The organism is Bradyrhizobium sp. (assembly GCF_036735945.1).
Classification (GTDB): domain Bacteria; phylum Pseudomonadota; class Alphaproteobacteria; order Rhizobiales; family Xanthobacteraceae; genus Bradyrhizobium.
This window is the reverse complement of record NZ_DAINNI010000006.1, coordinates 1-18094: the sequence shown is the minus strand read 5'-3', so window position 1 is coordinate 18094 and position 18094 is coordinate 1. Positions and strand designations below refer to the sequence as shown.

The 18094-nt window shown below is 62.4% G+C and carries 19 protein-coding genes; 8 read left to right on the top strand and 11 right to left on the bottom strand.

Features of this window, described 5'->3' with window-relative positions; genetic code table 11:
- The 5 genes from V7E26_RS03705 to V7E26_RS03685 all read left to right on the top strand — a co-directional run bounded on the left by V7E26_RS03705 (position 1) and on the right by V7E26_RS03685 (position 3496).
- Positions 1–525 carry a TRAP transporter small permease gene (locus tag V7E26_RS03705; protein WP_324413607.1) on the top strand — a complete coding sequence of 175 codons (525 nt, stop codon included), beginning with the start codon at positions 1–3 and terminating at the stop codon, positions 523–525.
- A 27-nt stretch (positions 526–552) separates the two neighbouring features.
- On the top strand, positions 553–1833 hold the full coding sequence (locus V7E26_RS03700) for a TRAP transporter large permease subunit (protein ID WP_324413606.1): 1281 nt from the start codon (positions 553–555) through the stop codon (positions 1831–1833).
- A 54-nt stretch (positions 1834–1887) separates the two neighbouring features.
- Positions 1888–2364: a type II 3-dehydroquinate dehydratase gene (locus tag V7E26_RS03695; protein WP_324413604.1), complete on the top strand. Its 477-nt coding sequence runs from the start codon at positions 1888–1890 to the stop codon at positions 2362–2364.
- Positions 2365–2379: 15 nt separating this feature from the next.
- Positions 2380–3039, top strand: coding sequence for a hypothetical protein (locus V7E26_RS03690; RefSeq protein WP_324413602.1), 660 nt, complete (start codon positions 2380–2382; stop codon positions 3037–3039).
- A gap of 250 nt (positions 3040–3289) precedes the next feature.
- Positions 3290–3496 carry a hypothetical protein gene (locus V7E26_RS03685; protein ID WP_324413600.1) on the top strand — a complete coding sequence of 69 codons (207 nt, stop codon included), beginning with the start codon at positions 3290–3292 and terminating at the stop codon, positions 3494–3496.
- Positions 3497–4650: 1154 nt separating this feature from the next.
- On the opposite strand, the gene V7E26_RS03680 is transcribed toward V7E26_RS03685, so the two are convergent.
- Positions 4651–4890: a hypothetical protein gene (locus V7E26_RS03680; RefSeq protein ID WP_324413599.1), complete on the bottom strand. Its 240-nt coding sequence runs from the start codon at positions 4888–4890 to the stop codon at positions 4651–4653.
- A 240-nt stretch (positions 4891–5130) separates the two neighbouring features.
- Here V7E26_RS03680 and V7E26_RS03675 point away from each other — a divergent pair, with 240 nt between their 5' ends.
- A complete protein-coding gene (locus V7E26_RS03675) occupies positions 5131–5421 on the top strand; it encodes a hypothetical protein (protein WP_324413597.1) in 291 nt (96 codons plus the stop codon).
- Positions 5422–7353: 1932 nt separating this feature from the next.
- Here V7E26_RS03675 and V7E26_RS03670 read toward each other — a convergent pair.
- From V7E26_RS03670 to V7E26_RS03650, 5 genes are all read right to left on the bottom strand, one after another.
- Positions 7354–7719 (bottom strand): hypothetical protein, encoded by a 366-nt coding sequence (locus V7E26_RS03670; protein WP_324413595.1) that lies wholly within the window; start codon positions 7717–7719, stop codon positions 7354–7356.
- Between the two features lie 904 nt (positions 7720–8623).
- Positions 8624–10135: a tripartite tricarboxylate transporter permease gene (locus V7E26_RS03665; RefSeq protein WP_324413593.1), complete on the bottom strand. Its 1512-nt coding sequence runs from the start codon at positions 10133–10135 to the stop codon at positions 8624–8626.
- A 36-nt stretch (positions 10136–10171) separates the two neighbouring features.
- Entirely contained in the window at positions 10172–10714 is a 543-nt protein-coding gene (locus V7E26_RS03660) for a tripartite tricarboxylate transporter TctB family protein (RefSeq protein WP_324413591.1), read from the bottom strand.
- A 60-nt stretch (positions 10715–10774) separates the two neighbouring features.
- Positions 10775–11878: an S-methyl-5-thioribose-1-phosphate isomerase gene (gene mtnA, locus V7E26_RS03655; RefSeq protein ID WP_324413589.1), complete on the bottom strand. Its 1104-nt coding sequence runs from the start codon at positions 11876–11878 to the stop codon at positions 10775–10777.
- Positions 11875–12750, bottom strand: a complete 876-nt coding sequence (locus tag V7E26_RS03650; RefSeq protein WP_324413587.1) for an S-methyl-5'-thioadenosine phosphorylase — start codon at positions 12748–12750, stop codon at positions 11875–11877. The genes mtnA and V7E26_RS03650 overlap by 4 nt, the downstream gene beginning before the upstream one ends.
- Before the next feature lie 91 nt (positions 12751–12841).
- On the opposite strand from V7E26_RS03650, the gene V7E26_RS03645 reads away from it, so the two are divergent.
- Entirely contained in the window at positions 12842–13492 is a 651-nt protein-coding gene (locus tag V7E26_RS03645) for an L-fuculose-phosphate aldolase (RefSeq protein WP_324413585.1), read from the top strand.
- A gap of 14 nt (positions 13493–13506) precedes the next feature.
- On the opposite strand, the gene V7E26_RS03640 is transcribed toward V7E26_RS03645, so the two are convergent.
- Complete coding sequence (locus tag V7E26_RS03640) at positions 13507–14451, bottom strand: tripartite tricarboxylate transporter substrate binding protein (protein ID WP_442893350.1); 945 nt, start codon at positions 14449–14451, stop codon at positions 13507–13509.
- 270 nt (positions 14452–14721) lie between these two features.
- On the opposite strand from V7E26_RS03640, the gene V7E26_RS03635 reads away from it, so the two are divergent.
- A complete protein-coding gene (locus tag V7E26_RS03635; RefSeq protein ID WP_324413581.1) occupies positions 14722–15096 on the top strand; it encodes a hypothetical protein in 375 nt (124 codons plus the stop codon).
- 80 nt (positions 15097–15176) lie between these two features.
- Here V7E26_RS03635 and V7E26_RS03630 read toward each other — a convergent pair whose 3' ends face one another.
- The 4 genes from V7E26_RS03630 to V7E26_RS03615 all read right to left on the bottom strand — a co-directional run.
- Complete coding sequence (locus tag V7E26_RS03630; protein ID WP_324413579.1) at positions 15177–15617, bottom strand: NUDIX domain-containing protein; 441 nt, start codon at positions 15615–15617, stop codon at positions 15177–15179.
- Complete coding sequence (locus V7E26_RS03625; protein WP_324413576.1) at positions 15614–16060, bottom strand: arsenate-mycothiol transferase ArsC; 447 nt, start codon at positions 16058–16060, stop codon at positions 15614–15616. Before V7E26_RS03625 ends, V7E26_RS03630 begins: the two co-directional genes overlap by 4 nt.
- A gap of 19 nt (positions 16061–16079) precedes the next feature.
- Positions 16080–16877 carry an enoyl-CoA hydratase/isomerase family protein gene (locus tag V7E26_RS03620; RefSeq protein ID WP_324413575.1) on the bottom strand — a complete coding sequence of 266 codons (798 nt, stop codon included), beginning with the start codon at positions 16875–16877 and terminating at the stop codon, positions 16080–16082.
- A gap of 33 nt (positions 16878–16910) precedes the next feature.
- Positions 16911–18094 (bottom strand): pyridoxal-phosphate-dependent aminotransferase family protein (locus V7E26_RS03615; RefSeq protein ID WP_324413573.1); only part of this gene is annotated, 1184 nt, incomplete at its 5' end.

Here is an 18094-nt window from a genome sequence, read left to right as displayed (position 1 = left end):
GTGGCTGCCGTCGAACGGCTGATCGACCTCTATTGCCGCCTGCTCAAGGTCGCGATCGCGCTTTGTCTGGCGGCGATGGTGGTGCTGGTCTTCACCAATGTCACGCTGCGCTATCTCTTCAACTCGGGGATCGCGACATCGGAAGAGCTGTCGCGCTGGCTGTTGGTCTGGCTCACCTTCCTCGGCGCGATCGTCGCGCTGCGCCAGCACGCCCATCTCGGCGTGGACACCCTGGTTCGCGCGCTCCCTCCGCTCGGCAGGAAGATCTGCTTCGTCGCGAGCTATCTCCTGATGCTCTACGCCGACTGGCTGCTGACGCTGGGGAGTTGGAAACAGGCGGTGATCACCTTCGGCGACAGCGCGCCCGCCTCCGGCATTTCGGTCGGGCTGTTCTTCTATTCCTCCGGCCTCGTGTTCGGCGTTTCCGCCGCGGTGATCCTGCTGCTGGATCTGTTCCGCGTGCTGTCAGGCGCCGCGAGCGAGGAAGACCTCATATCGGTGAAGGAAAGCGAAGAGAATGTCTGACCGGGCTCCGGCATCGGGTAGACGCGCGTGACGCTCGCCGTATTCACCTTCTCCCTGCTCGGCGCCATGGCGCTGGGCATGCCGATCGCCTTCGCGCTGATCGTCTGCGGCGTCGCGCTGATGCACTCGCTCGGCGTCTTCGACTCCCAGATCGTCGCCCAGAACATCATCAACGGCGCCGACAGCTTTCCGCTGATGGCGGTGCCGTTCTTCATGCTCGCGGGCGAATTGATGAACCGTGGCGGCCTTGCCCGGCGCATCGTCAATGTCGCGCTGGCGCTGGTCGGCCACGTCAAGGGCGGTCTCGGCTACGTCACGATCCTCGCGGCGTGCGTGCTTTCCTCGCTGTCGGGCTCGGCTGCCGCCGACGCTGCCGCGCTCGCCGCCCTGCTGGTGCCCATGATGGTCGCGGCCGGCCATCGCAAGACGCATGCGGCGGGGCTTGTCGCCGCCAGCGGCGTCATCGGGCCGGTCATTCCGCCAAGCATCGGCTTTGTGCTGTTCGGCGTCACCGGCGGCGTCTCGATCTCGAAACTGTTCCTGGCCGGCATCTTTCCGGGATTGATGCTCGGCATCGGACTTTGCTTCGCCTGGTGGTGGGTCGCCCGCGGGGAAAATATCGCCAGCCCGCCGCGCAAGTCGCTGCGCGAGATCGTCTGGGCCTTCATCGACGGCTTCTGGGCCCTGATGCTGCCCGCGATCATCATCTTCGGCCTCCGCTTCGGCGTGTTCACGCCGACCGAGGCCGCGGTGGTCGTCGCCGTCTACGCGCTGTTCGTCTCCACCTGCGTCTACCGCGAGCTGAAGTTCGGCGAACTCTACGAAGTCTTCGTCTCGGCCGCGCTCAGCACCAGCGTCGTCATGTTCCTGGTCGCAGCCGCCCTCGTCTCCTCCTGGCTGATCACGATCTCCGAGATCGCCACGCAGGTGGTCGATCTGGTCCGCCCGTTCATGGGCAACAAGACGCTGCTGATGCTCGCGATCATGGCGCTGGTCGTGGTCGTCGGCACCGCGCTCGACATGACGCCGACCATCCTGATCCTGACGCCGATCCTGATGCCCATCGTCAAGCAGGCAGGAATCGACCCGGTCTATTTCGGCGTGCTCTTCATTATCAACAACTCGATCGGACTGATCACCCCGCCGGTCGGCATCGTCCTCAACGTCGTCTGCGGGGTGTCGCGCATCAGCATGGAAGACATCATCAAGGGCGTCTGGCCGTTCATGATTGCCCAATTGATCGTGCTGCTGCTGATGATCCTGTTTCCGGCGCTCGTCACCGTTCCGGCGAAATGGTTTGCCGGCTGACATGCCGCCGCGACCCGCTACACTGCCCCGTCATTTTCCCATGAAAGGCATTCCATGCGCATCATGATCCTCAACGGCCCGAACCTGAACATGCTCGGCATCCGCGAACCGCACATCTACGGCTCGACTACGCTGGGTGCCATCAAGGCGTCCTGCGAGGAGTTCGCCGCCTTTACCGGCACGCAACTGGCGTTTCACCAGTCGAACCATGAGGGCGAGTTGGTCGACCTGATCCAGTCTGCGCGCGGCACGGCCGACGCCCTCATCATCAATCCCGCCGCCTACTCCTTCACCTCGATCGCGATCTACGACGCCATGAAGATCTTCGAAGGCCCGATCTACGAGGTCCATATCTCCAACATCCACGCCCGCGACGAGTTGCATCGCCACTCAAAACTCTCGGCGGCGGTGAAAGGCGTGATCGCAGGCCTCGGCCCTTACGGCTACATCGTCGCGATGCAGGCCGCGCTGCAGGCTGTGGGCCAACTGCCGGCGTCACTGCCCGCGCCCGTGCGCGTCGGCCCAACCTGAAGAATGGAGGCTGACATGCAGGGAGCCGGCTATCTCGCCATCTGGAGCGATCTCGCGCCGCAGGATGAAACCGACTGGGCGCACTGGATCACCCGCGAACACGCCGCCGAGCGGGTCGGCGTCACGGGATTCCTGGCCTGCCGCATCTTTCGCGCGCTTGGCGCATCGGTGAACCGCTACTTCATCCTGTACGAGCTCGAGGATGAACGTGTCGTCGGCGGCGCGGACTATCTGGCGCGGCTGAACGCGCCGACGCCGTGGTCGCAACGCGTCATGCCCCGGCTCGGCAATTTCGCGCGCGGCGGCGGCCGCGTCGCGGCGGCGGCCGGCGTCGGCCAGGGCGGCATCGTCGCGCCGTTGCGCCTCGACGCCATCCCCTCCTGGGACGCCGCGGCGTTCGTCGCCGATCTGGCGCGCCTCGACCGCATCATCGCCGCGCGGCTCCTGCTCACCGACACCGCGCAGACCTCGATCAAAACCAAAGAGAAGGGCATGCGGGACAATGACGGCTCCTTCGCCGCGCTGCTGCTGATCGAGGGCCTCGACGAAGCCGCCGTCCGCGACGCCCTGCATCATCTACGCAAGGCGCTTCCCGCCGAGCACCACACCGTTATCGAAAGCCTGCCGCTCTACCGACTAGCATTCAGCCTGCCGAAGCGAATGCTGCCGGGATGACGAACCGCCGGGTGGGTAAAGGAGCGCCAGCGACGTGCCCACCATCCATCCGCATTGACCCTGCAATGGTGGGCACGCTTCCGCCTTCGCTCTTCGAGCTACGGCGGACAGGTCGCTTTGCCCACCCTCTACGACATCTGTGATTGTTCGACGGACAACTTCTGGTTTTCCGAAATCATGTCAATCCCCAAATTCAAAAATATCCCGCTTCCGTCCCCACCCAAATCAACGGCATAATTCCGCTCGTCTGATGGGCTACGGCCGCTTCGACGGCCTCGGGACGGCGCGCGCGATGGGCCGCCTCTATGCGGCGGCACGGCTCTACGTCAACTTCTTCCAGCCGTCGTTCAAGCTGAAGGAGATGCGTCGCGAAGGGGCGAAAGTGATCAAGCGCTACCATGCTCCGTTGACGCCCTACCAGCGCGCGCTGGCGCATCCCAGGTGGCCGCGGCCGTGAAGACGCGGCTGCGCGATCAGTATCGCTCGCTCGATCCTGTTGCGCTCTTGGCCGAGATTCCCGCAACCCAAGAGGAACTCGGCAATCGTGTCGACCGTCGTGCCGGACAGTCGCGCAGCCTGCAACGCACTCACCGACGACCGCAGCGACTGTTGCGAAGACGCTCGGCACGACGATGAAGGTCGGCGAGCCGCGCGCAACGCACCTCCCGTCGACCTTATAAGACCAAGGTTCGCATGCCGTCCAAGCTCGACCCACATATTGCTATGATCGAGAACTAGTTAGCCGCACAGCCGCAGCTGACCGCACTCGCCATCGTCGGCCGGCTGAGCGAGAAATACCTTGAGGAGTTCGGGACGAGACAGCATTCGATCGTGCAGCGTCTACTGAGGGCGCTTAGACGAAAGGCTGCCGAACCGTTGGTCGAGGCGCCGCTCGGCGGACCGCTGCCCATTGCCCGGGGGTTGCGGACGGCTCGGGCTATGTAGGGCCCGATCCGCCCACAGCCCCTCTCGTCGAGCAAGCCGGGAAAACCACCCGGCCTGGTCGATCAATCGTCATCGCGTCGTCAGTCGCAATGGCACCGTCAGGATAACATTCGCAAGTGCGGCAATACGAGGGTCCCATTCCAACGCCGATTGACACCGCATCGGATGGATTGTGGGGTAAATTGAAGGGCAGAGCGCGGCTTGCTTGCCCTGACGCAGTGAATGGCACTGCGATCAATCCATTCCATCGAGTTCGGGGGCGTCCCATAGAGAGGCCGCCAAAACAACGAGCGATGGAGTCCAGGCGAGCATGGCGCCAAAAGCAATTGCTTGCAGGGTTGTCATCAGTCTCTCCGTAGTTTGGATTGGCTAGCTAACCCGTAAGACTACGGAGTTGTTCCGAATACGGAACAAATGGTGGGCACAAGTTTATTTTGCTTGATTCCAGTGCAGGTTGCGCTGCGTCATTGCATTCGCCCGCCTTTTTTCAGCCATATAGTGAACTGGCACACATATTTCGTGGCCGCCGATGGTTATTTTTGCACTGTTTGGTGCAGTGCGGGCGTAAGGGGCTAAACATGAAAAAAGTAGTCCGGGTTTTCGACGAGCAATACCTTTTCCAGACGGCAGCCGATCTTCTCACTCGAAGAGCAGAGATCGAGAGGCTCAAAGATTCGATAAAAACGGCAGAAGCTTCCACGCGCAGCCGAAGTGTCCGAGGGTCATTAGTAGCCCCCACGGGCCGGGCTTCACCGTCTCCATTAGCTTTGATTGCTGATTGAGTTGCTGCAATCGACGTTCGAGCGCGACCTTTTTTGTCGCCAACCTCGATCTGAGGACCGCCACCATCTGTTCGTGAAGTGCGAACAGATCATCGGTCGACATTTGTTCCAACTCGTTCTTCATGACTCGTCCCCACGATCATGAGCCCACTTTGAGGCGTGTACATAGGAAAAACAGTAAATCCAGCCGCCCCCCTATCGAATGGAGATGTGCTGTGCAGCCATTACCGCGCGATGCACCGAGCCAGTGTCCCAAATGCGATGGCGTCCCGCCTCTGTACCTGCGAATGCCGAGCATCAAAAAACAATCCACCATCTGCGTTCTTTGCTGCCTTCAATGCAATGCGTCGATCTGGGTGAATGAGTGATAGACAGCGATCCGCCCGCGACCGGTCCCGGCCATCACGTCAATTTTGACGCGCCAGCTGTTCTTCGGAAGTGGCCTTCATTGAATAACCAGCGCAGCCATCAAGCTCCTGGTCCCTATCTGTTGCTCGATGGCACGCTGGATGAATGTATTCGTGAATTCATGGCGAAGCCGGCTGGAGCGCGGCATCTCTACGAGATACATACGCAGGCTCAGCCTCCCTTGGTGCAAGCAATTTTGACGGAAGATATTGTGCCCGAGGTCGCGCGGCTACGGCATTTTCTTTGAGTCGCACCATGACCCCCGGGTCGCTGTACCTCAGCCCCACTCCGATCCACCACGGGTAGATAATTTGCGTCCTGCCGCCGGCCGCGGAATCATCCGTGGTGACTTCGCGGTACCTCGCGATGGGCCGGCGCGATCGGAATTGCTTAGTGACGCGGTTTTTGACCATCGTCATGTTGGGTCCAGGTCTGATCTACTCAAGCGAGGCGCAGGCGAAATGCGGTTACCAGTGCGTCAATGGATGGATGCGATCCGTCTGCTCCGGTCCTGGCGAGCAACATGCCCGGCGCAAGCGTGCGCGGTGTCGGGCCCCACCTACTGCCGATCCAGCCTGATCAGGTTCCCCCACCCGGTACATCTGCTTGTCGTCAACAGGGCGGGCGCAGCGTGTGCCGTTAACGTGACCCCTTGCCGCAGGTCGTCTTGTTTCTCGATCTCTCGCTTCAACTGTTCACGCTTCGGTTCAATGTAGTTCCTGCGAACTTGCTTAATCTCGTCTTGCTTCGGTCCGAGCCTTTTTTCGCGATCCAATCCGAGCTCTTCTTGCTTGCTCAAGTCGCTTCTCGCGAGCGAGTCTCAACTGCTTCCGCTTGGGTCCAAGCCGTTCCGCGCGCTTTAATTCTTCGCGGCGCTGTGCCAGTCGTTCACGATTTTCGTTGACCAGAGATTACCATTCCTCTCGGCTCTGCTTGCTCGGATCGCTGGTGGCGCGATCCTGCGCAAAGCACGCGACCGGAACACTGGCAACCGGAGTAACCACAGCGATCATAAGAATATGCATCACGCTCTCGGTGTTTTGAATGAAGTTATTGAATGTTCTCCGTACTACACAGGCTGTGCCTTGACCGGTTCCTCATCCCTACAAATGGGTGAGTTGCGGTCTGCCGTCAGTTGCGGAACCAGCAATGGCTTCGCCACGACCCACACGACGGACAGACAAATACCCACCAGGCGGCCCGGCGGATTGGATCGCAGACGGCCATGAAACCTGCAACATCCAATGTTCGGGCGGTAATTGCGATCGCCGCACGGTCGATGGTCGATGTCCACCTGGAAACGCTGCCTCAAAACCTGCCTTGGTCGAAGATCGGTGCTCGCCTTGTCTGCAAGGAATGCGGTGCGGTAGGATCTGTGAACCGCGCCCCAAACTGGCATGACAGAATCGGGTGAGCCGTCCCGTTTACCAGGCACTGGAAGGGTGACGCCGATCAGCGGAACGAATCTGCGCGCGTCGGCTTGAATCCCCGTTTTGTAGCGGGGAGTTCATTGTGCCTAGGAGTTGGATGCCCTCCATTGTGCCGAGCGGGATGATCAGACGGTCTATTTGGTTGTTTATGATTTTGGTCGAATTGGCAGAGCCTGCGCTGAGGCGGATTACGAAGGCACCGATCTTGAGACGGTCATCCGGGAATGTCCGGGCAATACACGAATCCGATTCGTGTAATCGCCTTCAACACCGGGGAGCGCTGGTCCGAAGATGTCTCGCAAGACGTCGCGTCAGAACTCCGGCGCCGCTGCGATCTTCGCATGTGCGATGTGCCACCTGCTGTCCAGGATTTTGTTGAAACCCATAAAGGCAGCCGAAGGCAACTGACTCTCGGATTAGTTTGAATTGTGTCGACGCGTACCAAGGAATGCTCTCGCATGAGGCCTATCTACACCGATTGGAGCAATCAAAATGATGCGTTCTCTGACAATCGCCGCTTTGAGTGTTTGGCTTGCCTACGCAACAAATGCCCAGGCGAAATGCAGCTGCCAATGCTTCAATGGGTGGATGCGATCCGTATGTTCCGGCCCTGGCGACTCAGTCCCAGCAACTTGCCCAGCACAGGCATGCGCTGTGACAGGGCCCACCGTCTTGCCGGTCCAGCCGCCCCAGGTCCCTCCGCCCGGTACGTCTGTTTGTAAACAACAGGGCGGACGGAACGTGTGCCGCTAACGTACTCCCTGCCGCAGGTCGTCCTGTTTCTCGATTTTTCGCTTCAACTGTTCATGCTTCGGTTCAATGCGGTTCTCGCGATCTTGCTTGATCTCTTCTTGCTTCGGCCCGAGCCTGTTTTCGCGATCCAATCTGAGCTCTTCTTGCTTTGCCCCCAGTCGCTTCTCGCGATCGAGTCTGAGCTCCTCTTGCTTCGGTTCAATTCGCTTCTCCCGATCGAGCCGCAGTTCCTCCCGCTTTGGCGCAAGTCGCTTCTCGCGTTCGAGCCGCAGTTCTTTTCGCCGCTGTTCTAGCCGTTCACGGTCCGCGTTGACGCGAGATTGCCAGTGCTCGCGGGCTTGCCTGTTGGAATCATCTGTCACACGATCCTGCGCGAAGGACCGGACCGGAAGCGTCGCGGCAAGGCAAGGCAAGGCAAGCCAGGATAACGAAAAGGCTTTGCTTCATAGGGCCATGATCCGAATGCGATGTTTTCCACCGGCCGTGGTACCACAACGGCCTGTACCTCGCGACAGTTCCCGATCCCAATAGATGGACAACTCGCGAGTCTCCGTCGCCGGTGGAATCATAGCCGAAGGCTCAGCAACAGCGACACGTCCGATCGACTGGCAAATAATCCCCCGGCGGAATGGCTCGCGGCCATGTAACCTGCAATCCAGTGTTCGGGTGGTAAATGCGACCGCCGCATGGTTGATGTCCATCTGGACACCTGCCCGTGATCTGCCTTAGTCGATAATCGGCCGGCGCCTGGTCTGCAGCAGATGCGGCGCCGCAGGTTCTGTGAACATCGTGCCAAACTGGCATGACAGAATCAGCCATGCCGTGCCATTTTCCAAGCATTGGAAACGATGAGAATCGCCAGTAAAATTGACGGCCAATCGCGCCCTATTCCGATCCCCGAGCAGGCAGCTCGGCGCCTCATGGAGCATGCACAAGCCCTTTGAGACCGTCCAGGATGGCAGAATCTACACCGAGAAGCTCAACGGCCTCTTCTCTTCGGCGATAAGGCCACGTTCGCTGAATGCACCGCCGGCCTTGAGCTTGCGATAGCTCGCAGCTGGCTGAAATTGTCTGAGAGCGGCACGTTCGTGAACCTCACGCAAAGTGGTGCGGACATATTCGCCTAGCAAGAGATGTGTGCGTCCAATAGGGCTTGACCGGCGACCCAGGGCTCCAGAGACCTCTGTGATTGAACCGAGGAGCCGCGGCGTACTTGATCCTCCGCCGGAGTGGATGACAGGCTGGTTCCTCGTCGAACGTCCTCGACTACGCCTTCGCCGGCCGCCACATCCGCGCGACGCTGCCGAAGGCCTTGTCGATGATGGGCCAGAACAGCAGCACGATCGCCAGCGTCGTGATCGAACCGACCAGGCCGTTCGACCAGAACACCTTCAGATCGCCGCCGGCTCCGATCATCGACAGGCGGAACGCGTCCTCGGCGCGGTTGCCGAGCACCAGCGCCAGCGTGAACGGCGCCAGCGGGACGCCGATCTTCTTGAAGACGTAGCCGACGATGCCGAAGCCCAGCATCAGCCAGATGTCGAACATCGCGTTCTGGATCGCATAGGCGCCGATCGCGCAGGACACCACGATCATCGGCGCCACCGCCGCGAACGGCACCCGCAGGATCGAGGCGAAGATCGGCACCGTCGTCAGCACCAGCACGAGGCCGACGACATTGCCGAGATACATCGAGGCGATCAGGCCCCAGACGAAATCCTTGTGCTCGACGAACAGCAGCGGTCCGGGATTGAGGCCCCACACCATCAACCCACCGAGCAGGATCGCCGCGGTGCCGGAGCCGGGAATGCCGAGCGCCAGCATCGGCAGCAACGCCGCGGTGCCGGACGCATGCGCCGCGGTTTCCGGCGCGAACACGCCCTCGATGCGGCCCTTGCCAAAATTGTCCTGGTCTTTCGAAAACCGCTTGGCGAGGTTGTAGCCCATGAAGGACGCGGCGATCGCGCCGCCCGGGGTGATGCCGAGCCAGCAGCCGATGAAGGAGGAGCGCACCAGCGTCACCCAGTATTTCGGCAGGTCCTTCCAGACCGACAGCACGACGCGGAGCGAGATGCCGGCGGCGTGGCCGCGCAACGCCAGGCGTTCCTCCATGGTGAGCAGGATTTCGCTGATGCCGAACAGGCCGATGACGGCGACCAGGAAGTTGACGCCGCGCAGCAGTTCGGCCGAGCCGAACGTCATGCGCAACTGGCCGGACACGGTGTCCATGCCGATGCCGGCCAGCAGCAGGCCGAGCGACATCGAAATCACCGTCTTGTGCTTGGCCTCGCGGCCGAGGCCGACGAACGAGCAGAAGGTGAGCAGATAGACCGCAAAGAATTCCGGCGGCCCGAATTTCAGCGCAAAGGAGGAGATCATCGGCGCCAGGAAGGTGATCAGCATCACCGCGACCAGCGAGCCGATGAAGGACGAGGTGAAGGCCGCAGTCAGCGCCTCCGCCGCCTTGCCCTGCTGCGCCATCGGATAGCCGTCGAACGTGGTCGCGACCGACCATGCCTCGCCCGGGATGTTGAACAGGATCGAGGTGATGGCGCCGCCGAAAAGCGCGCCCCAATAGATGCAGGACAGCATCACGATGGCCGAGGTCGGGTCCATCGTGAACGTCAGCGGCAGCAGGATCGCGACCCCGTTGGGACCGCCGAGGCCGGGCAGCACGCCGACGAAAATGCCGAGCACCAGCCCGGTCATCATCAACAGCAGCGTCTTCCAGGTCAGCAGCACGGCAAAGCCGTGCATCAAGAGGCCCAAAGCTTCCATTTACGGGGCTTCCATCAGGTCAATCCCATCGGTTCGTCAGCGGCCGAGCGCCGCTTCGAGCGGGCCCTTCGGCATGATGACATCGAAGGCGACGTCGAAGGTCACGAACATCACGGCGGTGAACACGAAGGCGGTGAGCAGCGACTTCCACAGCGCGATCTTGCCGACGAGGCGCATGAAGCCTGCGACCAGCAGGAAGCTCGCGACATAGAGCCCGAGGAACTGCGTCGCGAGGACGAACAGCAGCGTCGGCACGAACACCGCCAGCACGCGGCGAAGCTGCGCCCGCGTCACGAAGCTTTCGGAAGCCTCCCGGCGCGACAGGAACGCGGCGACCAGCCCGTACAGGCTGGCGCCGCCGAGGACGATCGACAGGTAGAACGGGAAATAGCCAGGCTGCGGTCCGGTGGATTCCCATCCCGCCCCGGTCCGCCAATTGTCGAGACCGAGCGTGATCGCGAGCGCGAGCAGCAGCAGCGAGACGACCACGTCGACCACCCGGACGCTCGCAACTTGCGGCGAATTGGCCTCAGGCGCGGTCGGATCGTCGACGACGATTTCGATATCGGTATTGGACATGGAGACGAAAAACCCCGGTGCGACGCTTGCGGAGGGGGATACGTGCCGACGTCGCCGCCGTCAATGTCCGGTGCTGCGCTCCGGGAATGCGCTCGCAAGTGCAGCACGCTCGGGCCGAAGCAGGCCTCGCTCGGTGATCAGTCCCGTCACCAGCCGCGCCGGCGTCACGTCAAAGGCATAATTGGCCGTTGGCGATCCCTCGGGAACAATGCGCACGGTCTCCATCCGCCCGTCGGCGGTCCGCCCGGTCATCATGGACACTTCGTCGGCGCTGCGCTGCTCGATCGGTATCTGGCCGATACCGTCGTCGATACTAAAGTCGATGGTGGGCGACGGCAGTGCAACATAGAACGGCACGCTATTGTCGTGCGCGGCAAGCGCCTTCAGGTAGGTCCCGATCTTGTTGCAGACATCGCCATTGGCCGCCACGCGGTCGGTGCCGACAATGGCGAGATCGACCATGCGGTGCTGCATCAGGTGGCCACCGGTGTTGTCGGGGATCACCGTGTGGGGCACGCCGTGATGGCCGAGTTCCCAGGCGGTCAGCGACGCCCCCTGATTGCGCGGCCGGGTCTCGTCGACCCAGACATGGACCTTCAGGCCATGATCATGCGCCAGATAGATCGGCGCCGTCGCGGTGCCCCAATCGACGGTCGCAAGCCAGCCGGCGTTGCAATGGGTCAGGATGTTGACGGGCTCGCCCGGCGGCTTCGCGGCGGCGATCTGCTCGATCAGCGCCAGGCCGTGCCGGCCAATCTCGCGGTTGATCGCGACATCCTCTTCGGCGATCTCGACGGCGCGGGCATAGGCGATTTGCGCGCGTTCGGAAGGCGGCACCGGCTTGAGCACGCGCTTCATCTCGTCAAGCGCCCATTTCAGGTTGATCGCCGTCGGCCGCGTCGCGATCAGGAATTCATGGGCGCGATCGATAGCGGCGTCGGAACGATCGTCCCGCACCGCCAGCGCCATGCCGAAAGCGGCCGTGGCGCCGATCAGGGGGGCGCCGCGCACCAGCATGCTGCGAATGGCATCCGCGGCCGCGTCGGCAGTCTCAAGGCGAACGATCGCAAATTCATGCGGCAGCCGGCGCTGGTCGATCGCGCCGACCGTCCATCCGTCGGCTTCGAGCCAGATGCTGCGGAAATGGCGGCCGTCCACCTTCATGACTTCAGCACCCTGCCTGCCACCGCGTCGAGCCTGGCGAGCAATGTTGGATCGCGCGCCTCCGGCGCCGTGATCAGGGCGGTATCGAGCGCCTTGTCCGAACCGATCGGGCACGGCTCATGCTCGCGCGGGAAATCCCGGGCAAGACACGCCACCAGCGCCTTGGCCCTGCCGGCATTGGCGTTCAGCACGCGGATGATGTCCTGCACGGTGACCGCATCATGATGCGGATGCCAGCAATCGAAATCGGTGACCATCGCCACGCTGGCGTAACAGATCTCGGCCTCGCGGGCGAGTTTTGCCTCGGGCATGTTGGTCATGCCGATCACCGCATGCCCCTGCCTCCTGTACATCTCGCTCTCGGCCAGGCTGGAGAATTGCGGGCCCTCCATGCAGACATAGGTGCCACCACGCACCACCGTGATCCCCTCGGCTTCGGCGGCGGCGGCGAGATGCACATGCAGACGCGGCGACACCGGATGAGCCATCGAGACATGGGCGACGCAGCCTTTGCCGAAGAACGAACTCTCGCGCTTGTAGGTTCGGTCGACAAACTGATCGACCAGCACGAACGTGCCGGGCGGCAGCTCCTCCTTGAACGAGCCGCAGGCCGAGAGGGAAACCAGGTCGGTGACGCCTGCCCGCTTCAGCACATCGATATTGGCGCGGTAGTTGATTTCGGAGGGCGACAATACATGCCCCTTGCCGTGCCGTGGCAGAAACACGATCGGCAGCCCGGCGATGACGCCCCGTGTGAGCGCCGCCGACGGCTCGCCCCACGGGCTGTCGATGGCCTCTTCGCTGATATTCTCCAGCCCCGGCAAATCATAGATGCCGGATCCGCCGATGATGCCAAGCACAGCGCGCGTCATGATCACTCCCGGTCAGCCATCATACCCCGATGTTCGACTATACTGCGGCGCAATAATCAAGCATTGTCCGCAGCCTGCAAGAGGGTTCGACATGCCTGCCACCAGGGACCGGGAAAAACGCCAGTCGATCATCGATGCCTGCCTGCGCATGAATGCGTCAGGCATCAATCAGGGCACGTCGGGCAATATCAGCCTGCGCCATGGCGACGGCATGCTGATCACCCCGACTGGCACGCCCTACGAAGCGATGAAGCCCGACCACATCGTCTACATGCACCTCGACGGCAACCACGATCCGTCGCAGCGGCCGTCGAGCGAGTGGCGATTTCATCGCGACATCTTCAAGGCGCGGCCGGAGGTGCAGGCGATCGTCCATGCCCACCCGCCCTACTGCACCATGCTGGCGATCATGGGCATGGAGATTCCGCCGATTCACTACATGGTCGCGGTCGCCGGCGGCGACACGATCCGCTGTGCGCCCTATGCGACCTTCGGCACCCAGGAACTGTCAGAGCATGCCGTGCGCGCGCTGGAGGGGCGGCTGGCCTGCCTGCTCGAGCACCACGGCATGATCGCGATGGGGCCCTCGCTGCCAAAGGCGATGTGGCTGGCGGTCGAGGTCGAGACGCTGGCGCGGCAATATCACGGCTGCCTGCAGATCGGCACGCCGCCATTGCTGTCGAAGGAGGAAATCGAGAAGGTTCGCCTCCGCATGGCCGGCTACGGCCACGCGGAGGAGTAACGATCGCCGTGGCGTTATTTCGCCACGAAGCCCGCTTCATTCATGAGTTGCGCGTTGAGCTTGTCGTCCTCTTCGAGGAATTTCAGCATGTCCTTGCCGGTAAGGAAGATCGGCTTGAGCGCCTGCTTCTCCATGTATTCCTTGTACTCCGGCGTCTGCGTCACTTTCTGGAACAGATCGACATAGAACGCCTGCTGCTCAGGCGTCACCTTGCCGGGCAGGAACATCGCGCGCAGCATCAGGTACTGCACGTCGAGCCCCTCCTCCTTGCAGGTCGGGACATCGTTCCAGGACTGCGTCTCCGTGACCTTGGTCTTGTAGGAGATGCGCTCCTTGTCGAACACGCAGAGCGCGCGGACCTGGCCGGCGCGCCAGACTTCGAGATTCTCGGACGGATTGTTGACGTTGGCCTCGGTGTGCTTGCCGACCAGTTGCGTCGCCGCCTCGCCGCCGGACTTGTAGGGCAGATAGGAGAATTTTGCGCCGGTCTTCTGCTCCATGAACACGGTGAGCACGTGGTCCTCGCGCTTGGAGCCGGTGCCGCCCATCTTGAACGGCGAACCCGCAGCCTTCGCGGCGGCGATGAAGTCCTTCACCGTCTTCGGTCCTTCGGCATTGTCCCACAGCACGAACTGATCGAGGGCGACCACCGACACCGGCGTCAGGTCGCGCCAGTTGAAGGGAATCTTGGCCGACAGCGGCAGCATGTAGATCAGCGAATAGGCGATCAGCACCTTGTTGGCATCGCCGTCGCTGGACTTCATGTACATCAACGCCTCGGCGCCGGACGCTCCGCCCTTGAGCGAGACCACCATCGGCTGCTTCATCAGATTGTTCTTCTGGATCGCCGCCTGCATCATCCGCGCCATCTGGTCCGAGGCGCCGCCGGCGCCCGCCGCAACCACGATTTCAACCGGCTTGGTCGGCTCCCAGGCGAGCGCCGGAGCGCTTGCAATCATCGCCGTCACAGCGGCTGCCACTTTCAGAATATGTCCCACGTGCTTCTTCCCTGTAGTTTTCTAGGGCCCGGAAAACGAGATTTGACCTCTCGCATCATCCTGCGAGCGAAATACCACCAGTTCAAGCTGCGGTGCAACGCGCAGCCTATTACTTTCGCATTAGATGGAAAGTTGGCTCCGCTCCGCGAAGCGATCTGCGCCGGCTTTTCGGTTGCAAGCCTGAAGGTGCAACCGTTTAATGTTCCCGAGCAATCTGGAGGAGTAGACGCGATGAGAAGTATTCTAATTGCCGTTGCGGTCAGCGCGGCAGTGATGCTCGCTGGCTGCGGCAGGGATCCGGGGCCGAAAGGGGAAGCCGGCCCGCAAGGACCTGCCGGCCCGCAGGGCGCACAGGGCGTGCAAGGCGTGGCTGGCGCGCAGGGACAACAGGGTCCCCAAGGGCCGCAGGGACCGCAGGGTGCCCCCGGCGCCAAGGGCGATCCCGGACCGGCCGGCGCTTCGCTGCGGTCGGTGCAGGCCGACGGCCAGATCAGTTGCGAAGCAAGCGAAACCCTGGTGTCGGTGTTCTGTCCATCCGGCGGCGCCCCCGATGGCGCAAAGTGCGGCACAACGCCCACCGTTGGGCTTTGCCTGAAAAAGCCGTAGACGTCACCAACCCGACACAACCCAGACGACAACATGAAGCGCTGCGCCTGGTCGATCCGACCAGGGCGGCGCGCTCGCATTCACTTATGCGATCGCATGCGCGGCAGAAACGTATCGAGGGCATAACGCGTCGGCAGCGACAGCAAGGGTCGAACCAGTTCCAACTCATCGACTGCAACAATCTTCAAGGTGCCTTCCGCGATCGTCAGCTCTGCAACAGGCACTTCGCGCGCGAGAAAGAGCTCGGCGTGAATGGTGCCGTCCGGCGACGCGTAGTCCGGACCGGACCATCGCGCGAGGTGCTCGAACCGCGCCGGCGGCAGATAATAGCCGAGTTCTTCCCGGATTTCGCGCACGATACAATCGAGAAAGCTCTCGTTGCCTTCCCGCCGACCGCCGAACAGCCCGATCTTTCCCGGTTCGCGAATATCCGAAACATTGTCGCGCAGTTGCATGAGAAGACGGCCGTCCTCATCAAGCAAGATGGCTGCGGCGCTCTCTCGTACGCCGTCGCGGTTCATGCCTTGCGCAATCCCGAGATGAGACCATCGATCAGATCATCGATCTGCGCCAGCGCGACCGCCGGCGGCGCAAACGCCACATCGTCGACGTCCCAGAAAACGACCCGCGGAAGCATGTCGGGAAACCGGCTCGCGACGAACGGTCGATGCTCGTCGTCCTTCAGGGCAATGATAAGCTCGGCCGCCGTAAAGTCAGCCGCGGAGCAGGAGATCGGCAGACGCCGCGTGCCCTCGGGCTCAATACCTCTTGCCGAAAGCGCCTCAAGCGCAAAGGGAGACATCGGCCCGACATTGTCGGGCGAACCCTTTTCAGCCAATCCACGGGAGAACGCCGACCAGGCTAATCCGTCGCGTCTGGCGCGGAAATTGAAGAGCTCTTCGGCATAGCGGCTTCGGTAATAATTCCCGGTACAAAGAAACAGAATCTGGCTCTTCGCATCCATGCCGACCGCCGCTTCAAACCTACTTGCCCTTCCAGTTCGGCGATCGCTTGTTGAGGAACGCGTCCATGCCTTCGCGGAAATCCTCGCTCATATAGGCGCGCAGGATCAGGTCCTCGCCCTCGTCGCGGCTCAACGTCCGGCGGATGCGGCGCACCGCTTCCTTGGTGACTTCGAGCGTGATCGGCGCGTGTCCTGCAACGAGCTTTGCCGTCTCGTCGGCGCGGCGCTGCAGCGTCTCGACATCGGGCACGATCTCGTTGAGCAGGCCGAGCGCCAGCGCTTCCGGCGCCTCGACCAGCCGGGCCTTGAAGATCAGGTCCTTGGTCCTGGCAGGGCCGACCAGCGACACCAGCCGGGAGATATTGGACATCGACAGGCAGTTGCCGAGCGTGCGCGCGATCGGAAAGCCGATCCGCGTCGACTCGGTGCCGATGCGGATGTCACAGCACGCCGCAATGCCGGCGCCGCCGCCGGTGCAGGCGCCGGCGATCGCCGCGATGGTGGGTACCCTGCACGACTCCAGCGCACCGAGCACGCGATCGATCCGCCCCTCATAGTCAAGCGCATCCTGCGCGGTCTTGAAGGCGCGGAACTGGGAGATGTCGGTGCCCGATGCGAACGCCTTGTCGCCCGCGCCGGTCAGGATCATCGCCTTGATCGAGCGGTCGTTGTTGATGGTCTCGCAGATCGCCGCCATCTGCTCGTACATGGCGAACGTCAGCGCGTTGCGAGCCTGCGGACGGTTGAACGTCAGCCGGGCAATGCCGTCCTCGACGGAATAGATCAGGTCTTCGGTCGCAGCTACCGGAGCGTTCATGGCGGCTCTCTCTGTTCTTGTCAGGTCAAACGGTCAGGCAACGGCCGCCTTCGGCATCGACACGGCGTCACGTCCCTTGAGAACTTCCATGGCAGCGAGCACGCCACCGCCGCGATGCGGCACCTTGGCGAGATCGAGGCCCATCTCGACGCCCGACAGCGTGCCCATCAGCATGAGGTCGTTGAAGTGGCCGATATGACCGACGCGGAACACCTTGCCCTTGATCTTGTTCAGGCCGGTGCCGAGCGACATGTCGAAATTCTCCAGCACGACCTTGCGGAAATTATCGGCGTCATGGCCTTCCGGCATGACGACACCGGTCAGCGCCGGCGAATGCGCGCCCTGCTCCTGGCACTGCGTTTCGAGACCCCAGACCTTGGCCGCCGCGCGGGTGGCAGCGCTGTGGCGCTTGTGGCGGGCGAAGACATTATCCAGCCCCTCCTCCTCGAGCATCTTCACCGCTTCGCGCAAGCCGAACAGCAGGTTGGTCGCCGGCGTATAGGGCCAGGTGCCCGCCTTGTTGATGGCGATGACTTCCTGCCAGTCCCAATAGGAGCGCATCGCCGGATTGGCCTTGGCGACCGCGAGCGCCTTTTCCGAGACGGCGTTGAAGCCGAGGCCCGGCGGCAGCATCAGGCCCTTCTGCGATCCGGCCACCGACACGTCGATACCCCAGGCATCGTGTTCATATTCCAGCGAGCCGAGACCGGAGATGGTGTCGACCATCAACAGCGCCGGATGGTTGACGCGATCGAGGATCTTGCGGACGTCCTGCGGATGGGTGACGCAGCCGGTCGAGGTCTCGTTATGGACCACGCACACGGCCTTGATCTTGTGCGCCTTGTCGGCCGACAGCCGCGCCTCGATCTGCTCGAGGTCGGCGCCATGGCGCCAATCGCCCGGGATGAAATCCACGTCGAGCTTGAATTTCTCAGCGATACCGCGCCACAGCACGGCGAACTGGCCGGTTTCCGCCATCAGCACCTTGTCGCCGGGCTGCAGCGTGTTGACCAGGGCGGCCTCCCAGGCGCCGGTGCCGGACGACGGATAGATGATGACCGGCTGCCTGGTGCGGAAAACCCGCTGCATGGACGCCAGCACCGCGTGCCCGACCTCGGCGAATTCCGGACCCCGATGGTCCATGGTCGGCATATCCATGGCGCGCAGCACCCGGTCCGGCACGTTGGTCGGTCCCGGAATCTGCAGAAAATGCCTTC